The organism is Nocardia aegles (assembly GCF_052545135.1).
In genome coordinates this window covers 490009-503757 of the sequence record NZ_JBQWRI010000003.1, presented here as the reverse complement: position 1 = coordinate 503757, position 13749 = coordinate 490009, and the positions used below count along the sequence as shown (strand labels likewise).

The window sequence follows — 13749 nt, the reverse complement described above, 5'->3', positions numbered from 1 at the left end:
CCCCGCCGCCGGCGAAACTTCGGTGGTGCGAGTCGGCGCGCGGACGCGCGTGCGAAACCCGGAGATGACCGCCGGATTCCCGGGAGATCCGGCGGGTCACCCGTGATTCCGTGGGATCAGTAGTTGTGGCAGGTCTGCGCCACGACGCGGATGGTGTCGCGCAACTGCGCGGTCCGCGGGTCGTTCTCCGCCTGACGCGCCGCGTCCGGGTTCTCGTCGATGGCCCGCCGCAAGTCGGCCCGGCGCTGCTCGACCGGCTGGTCGAACTTGCGCTGCAACTCGGCCTTCTGGCTCGGGTTCGCGTCGAGGATCGCGGCCAGCTGCGGCGCCTTGTCGTGCAGTGCCGCGTCGACCTGGGCGAACGAGCAGTCCGAAGTCAGCAGTGGCTCGGCGTATTCCATCGGGCCCGCAGCGGCGACGGCGGGGTTCAGTAACAACGTGACCGTGGCGATTCCGCCTGCTGCCGCGGCGGCGATGGCGGGGCGACCTACGGAACGTTTCATGCTTCTGCCTCCAGATCATCGAGGGGTTTCGGGGCGGTCTCGAGGCTATTTCGAACTGCTGGCACCGATATGAACATCCTCTGAGGAAACTCTGAGGACGTTATCGGTGTGGTGCGGAAATCAGGATGGCACAACCGGATCCACGTCGGGTGCGACCACGTGGTCGGTGTTCTCGCTGTCGTCGTGCTCCCGCCATTCCGGCCGCGCGGCGTGGATCTGCTGCGCCAGCGCCACGAGCACCGCTGGATCCTCGATCGTGGAGGGCACCTCGAACGTCTCGCCGGAGGTGATCTGCCGGATGGTCTTGCGCAAGATCTTGCCGGATCTGGTCTTGGGCAGCGTGGTCACGATGATGGCGTCGTGCAGCGTGGCGATCGCGCCGACGTGGGTGCGCACCCGGTCGATCAGTTCGTCGCGCAGCCGGCCGGGTGCGATATCGACGCCGGACTTGAGCACCACGTACGCCAGCGGTCGGTGCCCCTTGAGCTCATCGGGCAGTCCGATGACCGCGCATTCGGCGACCGCGTCATGCCCCGCGATGGCCGCCTCGATGCTGCCCGCCGAAAGCCGGTGCCCGGCCATGTTGATCACGTCGTCGCTGCGGCCGAGGACATACAGGTAGCCGTCCTCGTCGAAGTAGCCGGAGTCGCCGGTGAGGTAGTGGCCGGGGTACGCGGAGAGATAGGAGCGCTCGTACCGGGCCTCGTCGCGCCAGAGGCCGGTCAGCGTGCCGGGCGGCAGCGGCAGACCGATGACGATGTTGCCCTCGGTGTTCGGTGCCACCGCGTTGCCGGAGGAGTCCAGTACCCGTAGCCGATAGCCGGGCACCGGCACCGAGGCCGAGCCGGGTTTGATCGGCAGTCGCTGCAGGCCGAGTGGGTTGGCGCAGATCGGCCAGCCGGTCTCGGTCTGCCACCAGTGATCCACGACCGGGCAGCCGGAGCGGCCCGCGAGCAGGGTCTTCTCGGCCCAGGCGTAGGTCGCCGGATCCAGGCGTTCGCCCGCGCAGAACAGCGCGCGCAGGGAGGACAGGTCGTGACGGTGGGCCAGCTCGCCATCGGGATCGGCCTTGCGGATGGCTCGCAGCGCGGTCGGGGCGGTGAACAGCACGTCGACCTTGTGCTTGTCGACCACCCGCCAGTACGCGCCGGCGTCCGGGGTGCCGACCGGCTTGCCCTCGTACAGCAGCGTGGTGGCTCCGATCAGCAGCGGGGCGTAGACGATGTAGGAGTGCCCGACCACCCAGCCCACATCGGAGGCGGCCCACATCACCTGGCCCGCGTCGACGTTGTAGATGTTGCGCATCGACCAGGCCAGGGCGACCGCGTGGCCGCCGTTGTCCCGGACCACGCCCTTCGGCTTCCCGGTGGTCCCGGAGGTGTAGAGGATGTAGAGCGGGTCGGTCGCGGCGACCGACACCGGGTCGGCCGGTGGCGCGTCGCGGACGGCGTCGTCCCAATCGAGCCACTGCGCGGCGGCGGTCTCCGCCGAACTCGGCAGGTACTCGGCGGCGGGCTGCGGCGCGGGGAACGGGATCGTGGCGAATTGCGGCCGCTGCTTGACGATCACCGTGCGCGGTGCGCTCGTCTCGGCCAGATCCAGCGCACGCAGCACGATGGGCGGGTATTCGATCCGCCTGCCCGGTTCCAGGCCGCCGGACGCTGTGATGATCAACACCGGCTCGGCGTCATCGATGCGGGCGGCCAGCTCCGGGGCGGCGAAGCCGCCGAACACCACGGAGTGCACCGCGCCGATGCGGGCGCAGGCCAGCATCGCGATCACCGCTTCGGGGATCATCGGCAGGTAGATCACGACGCGGTCGCCCGCGGCGACGCCCAGCCGAGCCATCGCCCCGGCGAACCGCGACACCTCCTCGAGCAGTTCGGCGTAGGTGTAGACGACGGTGGCGTCGGTCATAGCCGACTCGTATATCAGAGCGGGCTGATCGGCGCGGCCGGGTGCGTCGGGAGCGGTGGGATGGACGTGGCGGTCGAGCGCGTTGAACGAGGTGTTGAGCCGAGCCCCGGAGAACCACCTGGCCACCGGGCGCGCGCCGTTGTCGACGATCTGCGTCGGCGGCACGTCCCAGTCGATCGCTTCGGCCGCGCCGGCCCAGAACTCGGCGGGATCCACCAAGCTGGTCTGGTAGGCCGGTCGGTACTCCTGCCGCACGTTCAACCCCGTGACTCCCTAGCCTCGCCTCGATGCCCGCCTCGATAGATCTGGTTGATTGTGGCAGACTTCACGCGACGCCCGGGTGGGTGCCGCTACCTTTGGTTTTGCCTGGAACCGGCAGGTCAATGACCGCGACATCACGCCCCGTCGCCCAAGACGTTATTGATCCGTTAGAATCCGATGTCACTTATTTAGGCCGTCGTAGACGCAATTTCTCGGCCAGCCGCAGCTCTCGGCCAGCTCCACCTGTCGAGCCAAGCACGCGATTGTGGAGGTTCGGTTGATGGCGCGTGGTAGAGGGCCAGTTTGGAAAGTGAGTGGGAGATGCGTGACGCCGCTAGCTCCGGCAGTAGCCGCTGGGCGCTGGGCAACTGGGACCTGCGCTGGAAGGTGACGGCGGTGCTCGCCGTGCCTCTCGCGGTCGCGGTCGGCCTCGGCGTGTCCAGGATCTCATCGGAGTTCGCGGACTCGAACCGGCTCGCCGATATCTCGGAGAACGTCGCCGCCATTCCTTCGGTCACCGCGCTCAGCGCGCAGACCGCCACCACCGCGGGCTCGCAGATGATCTCGCTGGGGGGCAACCAGTCCGCGGTGACCGATCAGAACCTCGCGGATCTGGACAAGGCGATCGCCAACGCCGAGAAGGCGGTAGCCAAGTTCGACAGCGTGCCGGGCGCGCGCGCGGCCATCGACAGCATGCTCACCCAGGCCAAGGGCGTGCGCGCCCAGGGCAAGTCGGTCTCCACCGGCCCGCCCGCGGATACGCTCGCGCTGATCGACCGCGTCCGCAGCGACAGCGTCCGGATCGTCGAGACGACGGTCGGCCAGGTCAGCGACCCCGCGGTGGACGCGGCCAAACTGCGGCTGGTCGACTCGCTCAACACCCGTGCCACCCTGGTCAGCGAGCTCGCCGCCTTCCCCGAGGTGCTGCGCGCCCAGCAGTCCGGCGTCCAGAACTTCCTCATCGCCTCCAACACCGAGCGCGCGCTGCTCAACGTGCTCGCGCACCGCTTCGCCGACGGCGACACCTCGATCGCCGATCTGCGCGCCGGCATCGATACCAGGATCGCGCTGCTGACCAGCCCGCAGTCGCAGGCGGGCCAGCTTCCGATCGGTGACCTCAAGAAGTCGCTGACCGACAGCCTCGCGGTCTACGAGCACGTCGTCGGCAAGGCGACCAAGGACATCGACTCCGCGATGCAGTCGCTGGTGACCACCGCCCAGCGGGGCGCGTGGACCTATACCGCGGTGGTCATCGTGACCATCCTCGCCGCGCTTCTGCTCGCGGTCTTCGTGGCCCGCTCGATGATCGTCCCGCTGCACCGGCTGCGTCTGGCCGCGCTGCGCGTGGCCGAGAGCGACCTGCCGCACGAGGTGGCCCAGCTCCGCAACGGCGCCTCGCCGGAAGAGGTGCCGCTCGAACCGATGCCGGTGCGCAGCACCGAGGAGATCGGTCAGCTGGCCCGCGCGGTCGACGACATCCACGGCCAGGCGCTGCGTCTGGCGAGCGATCAGGCGAAGATGCGTTCACAGGTCAACGACATGTTCGAGACTTTGGCGCGACGGTCGAAGTCGCTCGTCGACCACCAGCTCACGCTCATCGAAGCGATGGAGTACGACGAGAAGGACCCGCGCCTGCTGGAGAACCTCTTCCGGCTGGACCATCTCGCCGCCCGTATGCGCCGTAACGGCGACAACCTGTTGATTCTCGCCGGCACCAGGCAGCGCCGCGCCAAGTCCGCCCCGGTCGAGATCGCCGACGTGCTGCGCGCCGCGATCTCCGAGGTGGAGGACTACGAGCGCGTGAAGCTCGGCGCCACGCCCCGGGGTTCGCTGAAGGAGCCCGCCGCCTCCGACCTCGCGCATCTGTTCGCCGAGCTGCTGGACAACGCACTGCGCGCCTCGCCGCCGGAGACCGACGTCAAGTTCACCTTCGCGCAGGCGCACGATCAGGGACTGCTCATCGAGGTGGCCGACCGCGGCATCGGTATGCCGCCCGCCGAGATGGCCGACATCAACCGCCGTCTGGAGCAGACCGCCGAGCCGGGGCCGGACACGGCCCGGCACATGGGTCTGTTCGTGGTCGGCAGACTCGCCGAGCGGCACGGTCTCACCGTGCGGCTGCGGCCGACGTTCGACACCGCGCGCGATCCGGGCGTGACGGTGACCGTGCACGTGCCCGTGGGACTCATCGTCGCGGGCAAACCGAGCGCGGGGCAGCCCGTCACCCCGCAGCCGTCGCCGCAGGCCGCAGCTCCACAGCGTCCGTCGGCGCCGTCGTCCATGCAGACGCGGGCCGTCCAGCGGACTCCTGGGGGCAACGTCATGGTCACCGTCGATCCCGGGGTGAGTGGCCCGATTCCGGTCGCGAGCGCCAAGCCTCCAGTTTCGTCCAGCGGACCGATCCCGATCGGCGCCGGCGGATTGCCGCAGCGGCAGCCGGGTTCGGCGATGTCGTCGTCCGGTATGCGCTCGGAGAACCAGCAGTCGGCTACCAGCCTGCGGCCCGCGCCGGGGCAGCCCGCGCCGAGTGGTCCGCAACGCGGCAAGCTCGCCGCGGCCAGCCTGCCCAAACGCAACCTCAGCCCCGGCGGTCCACCACCGCGCCGGCCCAGTGGTCCCACGGAGTCGCCCGGTACGGGTCTGCCATCGCGTGAGCCGAACTCGGGCGAACTGCCGGTGCGTCAGCCGGGCATCAACGGCGTGCCGCAGCCGGGCACCGGTCTGCCGCAGCGTCAGCCGGGCACCAATGGTGTGCCGCAGCCGAGCACCGGTCTTCCGCAGCGCGAGTCCGCATCCGGTGGCCTGCCGCCGCGGGATCCGTCGAGTGGTCTGCCGCAGCGCGAGTCCGGGGCGACCGGTCTTCCGCAGCGCGAGTCCGCCTTGGGCGGCCTACCGCAGCGGCAGCCGGGTTCCAACGGTGCGCCGCAGCATGAGTCGGCGGCAGGTGGTCTGCCGCAGCGGGAATCGGGTGTTGCGGGTTTGCCGTCGCGTGAGCCGGGTGTTGCGGGTTTGCCGTCGCGTGAGCCGGGTGTTACGGGTTTGCCGTCGCGTGAGCCGGGTGTTACGGGTTTGCCGTCGCGTGAGCCGGGTGTTACGGGTTTGCCGTCGCGTGAGCCGGGTGTTACGGGTTTGCCGTCGCGTGAGCCGGGTGCTACCGGTCTGCCGTCGCGTGAGCCGGGTAACGGTCTTCCTCAGCGGGAGGCCGGGGCCCACCGTCTTCCACAGCGTGAGTCCACGGGTGGCCTGCCGCAGCGTGACCCGGGCTCTGGCGCGCTGCCCGCCGTCAGCAACGGTCTGCCGCAGCGGGATGCGGGTGCGGCGAACGGCCTGCCGCAGCGGGATGCGGGTGCGGCGAACGGTCTGCCGCAGCGGGATGCAGGTGCGGCGAACGGTCTGCCGCAGCGGGATGCAGGTGTGGCCAACGGCCTGCCGCAGCGGGATGCGAGTGCGGCCAACGGTCTGCCGCAACGGGATGCGAGTGTGGCCAACGGTCTGCCGCAGCGTCCGCCCGCGCCGCCGAGTCTGCCGCAGCGCGAGAGCGGGCTCACCGGGCTGCCGCAGCGGCAGCCGGGCGCCCAGGCGCCGCAGCGGCAGCCCGTGCCGCCGGGTGTCGCACTGCCGCAGCGGGATCGCGGTGGCCAGCACGCCGCGAGCGAAGAGCAGCCCGGCGCAGCGCCCGGGCGCGATCCCGGCAAGCACAGCTTCCGGTCCAACCCGGCCAAGACGGCGTCGTTCTTCCAGACCAGGCTGCAGCCCGCGGACGAGTCGGGGGCGGTGATGGGTGGAACGCCGATCTTCGCCGAGATGATGTCGGCGTGGCTGTCGGATCCCAACATGGATAGGTCTCAGATGGCTGCATCTTTCGAATCGCCGGGTGATGAGGGCTGGCAAGCGGCTCGCCGCGCCAGCGAGGCCCGGCCCGAGACGAAAACGGCGGCGGGGTTGCCGCAACGCAATCCGGGCGGAAGGCTTGTCCCCGGCGGCGTCAGCGGTGCGGCGGATCGGGCGCCGCGCCGCGACCCAGAAACGATCAGGTCCAGCTTGAGTCGTCACCAGCAGGGCGTCCGGGATGGCCGAGCAATGAGAGCAATGAACCTAACCGGAGATAAAGGAGACCGATGAACCCCGATCTAGGTGGTACGAATCGTCAGCTGGATTGGCTGGTTTCGAACTTTGCCAACGAGGTTCCTGGCGTAGCCCATGCCGTCCTGGTCTCGGCTGACGGCCTGCTGATGGCCGCGAGTGCCCAACTGCCCGTCGACCGGGCCGAACAGCTCTCGGCCGTCACGGCCGGTCTGGCCAGTCTGTCGGTCGGTGTCTCGAACCTGTTCGAGGGCGGCACCGTGCTGCAGTCCGTGGTCGAGATGGAGCACGGATACCTGCTACTCATGGCTGTCGGCGACGGTTCCTATCTCGCGGTGCTGACCAATACCTCGTGTGACATCGGTCAGGTCGGCTACGAGATGGCTCTGTTGGTCGAGCGGGTTGGCCAGACTGTTCAGGCCACACCACGCGTCACGATGGGTTCCTGATGGTGGGATGGACATAGAAGATCACCGCGTGGGGAGCGTCGAGCCCAGCCTCGTACGCCCATACTCATTGACCGCAGGCCGCACCAGGCCCGCGGTCGAGTTGGCGTTGGAGGCCCTTGTCGCATCGCATCCGGTCGCCCTGGAGCGGCAGTTCGAACTGACCAACATCGAGACGTCCATCGTGGAGTTGTGCAGAGAATCGCCGTCCGTCGCCGAGGTAGCAGCCCGATTAGGTATCCCTATCGGGGTAGCCCGTGTGCTTGTGGCCGATCTGATCGAGGCCGGACACGTGCGCGTTTCGGCGACTTTGAAAGACGATTCCAGCGACGATGAGCGTCGCGAGCTGATCGAAAGGGTTCTCAGTGGACTCCGGCGTATTTGATTCGACGGCGCAGGTCGACACTCGTACCAGCAAGCCGACATCGGCGAAGATCGTGGTCGCGGGAGGCTTCGGTGTCGGGAAGACCACGTTGGTCGGCGCGGTCTCGGAGATCGTTCCGCTGCGCACCGAGGCATTGGTGACCAATGCCAGCGCCGGTATCGACAACCTGACCGGCATCCCGATGAAGTCGACCACCACCGTGGCGATGGACTTCGGCCGGATCAGTCTCGCCGACGATCTCGTGTTGTATCTGTTCGGCACGCCCGGCCAGTACCGATTCTGGTTCATGTGGGACGACCTGATCCGCGGCGCCATCGGTGCCGTCGTGCTGGTCGACACCCGCAGGTTGGAGGACAGCTTCGCGGCCGTCGACTACTTCGAAGCGCGCGGCCTACCTTTCCTGGTGGCGCTCAACGAATTCGACGACGCGCCGCGATACCCGATCGAGGACATCCGGCAGGCGCTCGCCGTGCCTGCCGATGTGCCGATCCTGTCCATCGACGCCCGTCGTCGGGAGCCGGCCAAGCAGGCTCTGGTCGCGCTCACCGAGTACGCGCTGCGCAAGGTGATGCAGGGCTACTGAGTGCTCGAGCGGCTGGCCGAAGCACCGGGTAGGGCGGGATAGGCTCGCCCGGTGCGTACTTCGGCGCGAGAGCTGCTCGAGCAACTGCTGGACGAGAATTCGTTCGTCAGCTGGAACCGGCCGCCGGTGACGGTGGCCGCTTCCGCCCGGTACCGCGATGCCTTGCGGAAGGCGGCGGTCGCGGCGGGCACCGACGAATCGGTGCTCACCGGCGAAGGGCTGCTGCGTGGTCGGCGCGTGGCCGTGATCGCCTGCGAGTTCGGATTTCTGGCCGGCTCGATCGGTGTGGCGGCGGCGGAGCGGATCGTCTCCGCGGTGGAGCGCGCCACCGAACTCGGTCTGCCACTGGTCGCTTCGCCGACCTCGGGCGGGACCAGGATGCAGGAGGGCACCGTCGCCTTCGTGCAGATGGTGAAGATCGCCGGTGCGGTGGCGGCGCACAAGTCGGCGGGGTACCCCTACATCGTCTACCTTCGCAATCCCACGATGGGTGGCGTATTCGCGTCGTGGGGTTCGTTGGGCCACATCACGTTCGCCGAACCAGGGGCGCTCATCGGGTTCCTCGGCCCTCGGGTCTACCAGGCCCTCTACGGCAGACCTTTCCCGGAAGGAGTGCAGACAGCGGAGAACCTGTATCGGCGCGGCGTCATCGACGGCGTTCTGACGATTCCGGTTTTCCGCCGTATCGCCCATCGTGCGCTGAGTGTGTTCAGCGGCGTCGAGTTTCCGGATTCCGCTGCTGGGCAGCGTCTTTCGAATCAAGTCGCGGTATCGGAACCGCAGCCTTCGGCAGCGCCGGTCGCCGCTCGGGATTCCGATGGCGATGCGACCGAATCATTTCGGACCGATGCCGAGCGGAATCGCGCCGCGGACGATCGAGTGTGGCAGTCGGTCCTCATCTCCCGCCGCGAGGATCGTCCCGGCATCCGGGAAATCCTTCGTCATGTGACGCAACGGGTTCCGCTCAGTGGCACCGGTCAGGGTGAGTCCGATCGCACCGCCGTGCTCGCGCTCGGCCGTTTCCGTGGGCAGCCGTGTGTGGTATTCGGGCACGACCGGCGCGGCCAGCGAGGTGAGAACACCATGGGACCGGCCGCGCTGCGTGAGGCGCGGCGCAGTATGGCGCTCGCTCGAGAGTTGCGGATACCTTTGGTTCTGGTCATCGATACGGTGGGTGCGGCGCTGTCGAAGGAGGCCGAGGAACGCGGCCTGGCGCCCGAGATCGCGCGCTGCATCGCCGATCTCGTGACGTTGGACACCCCGACCGTCTCGGTGCTGCTCGGCCAGGGCACCGGCGGCGGCGCGCTGGCCTTGCTGCCCGCCGACCGGGTGCTCGCCGCCACGCACGCGTGGCTGGCTCCGCTGCCGCCGGAGGGGGCGAGCGCGATCGTCTTCCGTGACACCGAACATGCGGCGGAATTAGCTGCCGCACAACGGATCGGCGCTGTCGACCTGCTGGCCGACGGCGTGGTCGACCGGATCGTGCCGGAATTGCCCGACGCGGCGGACGAGCCGGTGGATTTCGCCCGACGGATGGTGGCCGCGATCGCACACGAACTGGCGGCCCTGCGGGCGCGGACGGAGTCGGAGTTGCTGACGGCTCGGCAGGCGCGATACCGGCGGCTCGGGCTGCCCGGCTCGATGAGCTGAACCGCAGGCGAGTCCGGCAGTTCACGTTCGGCGAACTCGATTCCCAGCAAATTGCAAGCCAACACACCCGAGTGCGTGATTGACGGTTCGCCGCCACACTTCTACCGTCGGAATGTGACCTTCAGAAGCGAGACCAGCACCGTTCCCTCGATTGTCCTGAACGACGGGAACGTGATCCCGCAACTCGGCTTCGGCGTATTCCAGGTGCCCGCCGAGGACGTCTTTTCGGTCGTCACCACGGCGCTCGAGGTCGGCTATCGCAGCATCGATACCGCCGCGATCTACGAGAACGAAGAGGGCACCGGCCGTGCGATCCGGGAATCCGGCCTGCCCCGTGACGAGATCTACGTCACGACCAAGCTGTGGAATGCCGACCAGGGCTACGACTCCACGCTGCGCGCGTTCGACGCCAGCCTGCAACGGCTCGGTGTGGACTACCTCGACCTGTACCTGATCCACTGGCCGGTGGCCGCGGCCGACCGCTTCGTGGACACTTTCCGTGCCTTCCAGGCGCTGAAGTCGCAAGGCCGGGTGCGGTCGATCGGCGTCTCGAACTTCACGGTCGCGAATATCCGACGACTCATCGCCGAGACCGGTGAGATCCCGGTGGTCAACCAGGTCGAGCTGCATCCCAGGTTGGCGCAGCGCGAACTGCGCGAGTTCCACGCGGGCAACGCGATCGCCACCGAGGCGTGGAGCCCGCTCGGGCAGGGCACCCTGCTCGACGAAAAAGCCATCACGGCGGTGGCCGCCGAGGTCGGCCGCACCCCGGCGCAGGTGATCATCCGCTGGCATTTGCAACTGGGCAACATCGTCATTCCCAAGTCGGTCACGCCGTCGCGGATCGCGGAGAACTTCGACGTGTTCGGTTTCGAGCTGACACCGGCGCAGATGGACGCGATCAACGGGCTGGATGCCGGTGCGCGCATCGGTCCGGACCCGGACCGGTTCACCTACGGCCTGATCGACTGACCGCGGGGAGCGCCGAGGCCGGTCAGCGCGGTGCGAGATGTCCGGTGAGTTCGAGCGCCGCCACGCACCCCGCGCGATCGGCTCCGATAGTGCCGGCCGACGGTCCGTAGCCGATCAGGTGGATGCGCGGATCGGCGGCCACCCAGGTGGCCGGCCGTCCCGACATGGTGATGCTGTCACCGGCCCGCGCAGTCGCAGCGGCGCGAGGTGGTCGAGCGCGCTGCGGAACCACCAGCACGACGTGCTTGCCCGCGAATTCCTCGGCGCTGTGGTAGCCCGCGAGTGTGCAGCTGGCGGCCGGCGAAGGTGTGTGCCCCGGGATAGTGCGGAACGAACGGATGCCCCCAGGTGCCGCTGCAGTTGATCTGGCCGCGTACCCGGATCCGGCCCGCCGTGTCGGTCTCCGCGTCGAGCACCGCACCCCGCTCCGCTGGGGCGCCTTCCTCGGTCCGATCGCAGACCACCGTGACCGACATCCGGCCGCAATGTCTCGGCGACCGACATGCCGGGCAGATCGTGCACGCGGTCGACCGTGTCCAGGGTGAGGGAGGGCCGGCGGAACTGCCACGCGCCGCCGGGGACCGGGGGAGCGGTCGACAATGAGGAAGTGCCGCTCGGGACGCAGTCCGCGGCGCTGAAGGTGGTATCCGGCCGAGAGGCCCGCCTGACCAGCGTCGATCATCAGGATGTCGAAGTCGGTCGGCGCAGCCGGTGATCGTATCGGCCGGCGTGGAACGGGTAGTCCGCTATGGCAGAGTGAAAGGGATCGGACGGACGTTCAGCCGGGGAGGTCGCATGCTCGGGGTCAGTCGTGATGGTGACGTGGTCACCATCGAACTTCAGCGCGAAGAGCGCCGCAACGCGCTGAATCACGAACTCGTGACACTGCTGCGCGAGGCCGTGCTCGCCGCGGTCGCCGACCAGGCCCGGGCCATCGTCCTGACCGGGCGCGGCCCGGTCTTCAGCGCGGGTGCCGATCTGTCCGGGGTGTATTCCGGCGATTTCCTGTCCGGGTTGCTGGAAATGCTGCACGCCATCGAATCGGCGCCGGTCCCGGTGATTTCGGCGATCAACGGGGCCGCGATCGGGGCCGGTGTGCAGCTGGCACTGGCTTCCGACCTGCGGGTGATCGCACCGGAGGCGTACATCGCGGTCCCCGCGGCGAAACTGGGCATCACCGTGGATCGGTGGACGGTGCGCAGGCTGGCCGCCTTGATCGGCGGCGGTCCGGCGCGGACGGTGTTGCTGGGGGCGGAACAGATATCGGCCGACGATGCCTACGCCTTCGGGTTCGCCAACCGGATCGGCACCGTGGCCGACGCGCAGGCCTGGGCCAAGCACATCGCGGCGCTGGCCCCGCTGTCCCTGCGGCACATGAAACTGGTGCTCAATGACGACGGAACCCGCGATCCGGAAACCGCGCAGCAGCGCGCGGCGCTGGAAGCCGCGTGGACGAGCGAGGATGCCAAGGAGGGTCGTTTGGCCAGGCAGGAAAAGCGCCCTGCGAAGTTTGTGGGGCGATGATGGACATCAGACGGATCGCGGGCGCCGCGGCGGGTGCGCTCGGCATCACCTGGGTGGTGCGGGCCGTGCGGGACATCCCATCGGCGATGGGCGCATCCATTTCGGCGATTCAGCCGTACGCGGTGGGTTCGGCCACCTATCGCGATCGACAGTTCCACAACACCGAGCCCAGTAGCCAAGTGGTCGCCGGTTCGGCTCCCTCGCTTCTGGTATCGGCGTTGACCCAGCGCAACGTGGGCCGACCGCGGGGTCGCATTCCACTGCGGACACCGCGGCAACCGGCCGCCGCCGGCGCGCTCGCCGTCACCTGGTACGGCCACGCCACGACGTTGATCGAGGTGGACGGGTACCGGATTCTGACCGATCCGGTGTGGAGCGAGCGTGTTTCACCGTCGCCGCTGGTCGGCCCGGCGCGCATGCATCCAGTACCGCAGCCGCTGGCCGAGTTGCCACCGATCGACGCGGTGCTCATCTCCCACGATCATTACGACCACCTGGACAAGGAGACCGTCCGGGAGCTGGTGGCATGCCAGAGCGCACCATTTCTCGTTCCGATCGGTATCGGCGCCCACCTGCGGCACTGGGGCGTCCCGGAGGATCGCATCGTCGAATTGGACTGGGGCGGTTCGGTGTCGCTCGCCGAGCTCGGCCGGGATCGCGATGGCGGGGATCTGGCGATCACCTGCACGGAGGCGCGGCATTTCTCCGGACGCGGCCTGCTGCGCAACACCACGCTATGGGCCTCGTGGTCGATCGCCGGACCCACCCGGCGCGCCTACTTCGGCGGCGACACCGGCTTCACCAAGGCGTTCGCCGAAGCGGGTGCGGCGCTCGGCCCGTTCGATCTGACGCTGCTGCCGATCGGCGCCTACGACGAGCGCTGGCCGGATGTGCACATGAATCCCGAGGAGGCGGTCCGGGCACACGCCGACCTGTGCGGCGGGAATCCCGGCCACGGATTGCTGGTGCCCATTCACTGGGCCACCTTCAATCTCGCCTTTCACGGCTGGTCGGAGCCGGTCGCGCGCATGGTGGCCGCGGCGCGGGCGGCGGGCACCGATGTCGCGGTACCGATGCCCGGACAGCGTGTGGACCCGTCGAGCGCCCCACCTGTGGATTCGTGGTGGGAGAATATCGACTGAACGACTCCGGACAATCGGCGACAGGAAGGATCACGGCGATGAGCTTCGCGGATACGGTCAAGGGCCTGGTCGACAAGGGCAAGGACGTGGCGGCCAAGAACTCCGGCAAGATCAACCAAGCGGTCGACAAGGCCGGTGACTTCATCGATCAGAAGACGCACGGCAAGTACTCGGACAAGATCGCCAAGGGCAAAGAGGCCGCCAAGAAGGTGGTCCCGCCGGATCAGTCCGGACCGCACGCCTGAGCCCGCGGCGGAGACCGGACTGTGGTCTCCGCCGCTAC

General features: G+C 68.6%; 11 protein-coding genes and 1 pseudogene. 9 read left to right on the top strand and 3 right to left on the bottom strand.

Annotated elements, in window-relative coordinates:
• Positions 1 to 116: 116 nt before the first annotated feature.
• Together ACT89H_RS12160 and ACT89H_RS12155 are read right to left on the bottom strand one after the other, a co-directional pair.
• Positions 117 to 503, bottom strand: a complete 387-nt coding sequence (locus ACT89H_RS12160; protein WP_445108658.1) for a hemophore-related protein — start codon at positions 501 to 503, stop codon at positions 117 to 119.
• Between the two features lie 120 nt (positions 504 to 623).
• Positions 624 to 2681 carry an AMP-binding protein gene (locus ACT89H_RS12155; RefSeq protein WP_445108657.1) on the bottom strand — a complete coding sequence of 686 codons (2058 nt, stop codon included), beginning with the start codon at positions 2679 to 2681 and terminating at the stop codon, positions 624 to 626.
• Between the two features lie 321 nt (positions 2682 to 3002).
• Between ACT89H_RS12155 and ACT89H_RS12150 the strand changes: the two genes are divergently transcribed.
• The 6 genes from ACT89H_RS12150 to ACT89H_RS12125 all read left to right on the top strand — a co-directional run bounded on the left by ACT89H_RS12150 (position 3003) and on the right by ACT89H_RS12125 (position 10800).
• A complete protein-coding gene (locus ACT89H_RS12150) occupies positions 3003 to 6803 on the top strand; it encodes a sensor histidine kinase (protein ID WP_445108656.1) in 3801 nt (1266 codons plus the stop codon).
• Positions 6800 to 7213 carry a roadblock/LC7 domain-containing protein gene (locus tag ACT89H_RS12145; RefSeq protein ID WP_011207200.1) on the top strand — a complete coding sequence of 138 codons (414 nt, stop codon included), beginning with the start codon at positions 6800 to 6802 and terminating at the stop codon, positions 7211 to 7213. The genes ACT89H_RS12150 and ACT89H_RS12145 overlap by 4 nt, the downstream gene beginning before the upstream one ends.
• 7 nt (positions 7214 to 7220) lie before the next feature.
• On the top strand, positions 7221 to 7595 hold the full coding sequence (locus ACT89H_RS12140; protein WP_039795171.1) for a DUF742 domain-containing protein: 375 nt from the start codon (positions 7221 to 7223) through the stop codon (positions 7593 to 7595).
• Positions 7576 to 8178 carry a GTP-binding protein gene (locus ACT89H_RS12135; protein ID WP_174186021.1) on the top strand — a complete coding sequence of 201 codons (603 nt, stop codon included), beginning with the start codon at positions 7576 to 7578 and terminating at the stop codon, positions 8176 to 8178. Before ACT89H_RS12140 ends, ACT89H_RS12135 begins: the two co-directional genes overlap by 20 nt.
• A 51-nt stretch (positions 8179 to 8229) precedes the next feature.
• A complete protein-coding gene (locus tag ACT89H_RS12130) occupies positions 8230 to 9828 on the top strand; it encodes a carboxyl transferase domain-containing protein (RefSeq protein ID WP_445108655.1) in 1599 nt (532 codons plus the stop codon).
• A gap of 114 nt (positions 9829 to 9942) precedes the next feature.
• Positions 9943 to 10800 carry an aldo/keto reductase gene (locus ACT89H_RS12125; RefSeq protein ID WP_445108654.1) on the top strand — a complete coding sequence of 286 codons (858 nt, stop codon included), beginning with the start codon at positions 9943 to 9945 and terminating at the stop codon, positions 10798 to 10800.
• A gap of 22 nt (positions 10801 to 10822) precedes the next feature.
• On the opposite strand, the pseudogene ACT89H_RS12120 reads toward ACT89H_RS12125, so the two are convergent.
• Positions 10823 to 11482 (bottom strand): annotated as a pseudogene (locus tag ACT89H_RS12120) (NAD(P)/FAD-dependent oxidoreductase).
• A 113-nt stretch (positions 11483 to 11595) separates the two neighbouring features.
• On the opposite strand from ACT89H_RS12120, the gene ACT89H_RS12115 reads away from it, so the two are divergent.
• From ACT89H_RS12115 to ACT89H_RS12105, 3 genes are read left to right on the top strand one after another with little or no spacing between them, the layout of a single operon-like run.
• Positions 11596 to 12324, top strand: a complete 729-nt coding sequence (locus ACT89H_RS12115; RefSeq protein ID WP_356963719.1) for an enoyl-CoA hydratase — start codon at positions 11596 to 11598, stop codon at positions 12322 to 12324.
• Complete coding sequence (locus ACT89H_RS12110; RefSeq protein WP_445108901.1) at positions 12324 to 13466, top strand: MBL fold metallo-hydrolase; 1143 nt, start codon at positions 12324 to 12326, stop codon at positions 13464 to 13466. The genes ACT89H_RS12115 and ACT89H_RS12110 overlap by 1 nt, the downstream gene beginning before the upstream one ends.
• A 38-nt stretch (positions 13467 to 13504) precedes the next feature.
• A complete protein-coding gene (locus ACT89H_RS12105; protein ID WP_445108653.1) occupies positions 13505 to 13711 on the top strand; it encodes an antitoxin in 207 nt (68 codons plus the stop codon).
• The last annotated feature ends 38 nt before the right edge of the window (positions 13712 to 13749 follow it).

Coding starts and splice junctions, on each gene's coding strand:
- ACT89H_RS12115 (WP_356963719.1), top strand. CDS start 11,596: ATGCTCGGGGTCAGTCGTGATGGTGACGTGGTCACCATCGAACTTCAG.
- ACT89H_RS12105 (WP_445108653.1), top strand. CDS start 13,505: ATGAGCTTCGCGGATACGGTCAAGGGCCTGGTCGACAAGGGCAAGGAC.
- ACT89H_RS12150 (WP_445108656.1), top strand. CDS start 3,003: ATGCGTGACGCCGCTAGCTCCGGCAGTAGCCGCTGGGCGCTGGGCAAC.
- ACT89H_RS12110 (WP_445108901.1), top strand. CDS start 12,324: ATGGACATCAGACGGATCGCGGGCGCCGCGGCGGGTGCGCTCGGCATC.
- ACT89H_RS12160 (WP_445108658.1), bottom strand. CDS start 503: ATGAAACGTTCCGTAGGTCGCCCCGCCATCGCCGCCGCGGCAGCAGGC.
- ACT89H_RS12145 (WP_011207200.1), top strand. CDS start 6,800: ATGAACCCCGATCTAGGTGGTACGAATCGTCAGCTGGATTGGCTGGTT.
- ACT89H_RS12140 (WP_039795171.1), top strand. CDS start 7,221: ATGGACATAGAAGATCACCGCGTGGGGAGCGTCGAGCCCAGCCTCGTA.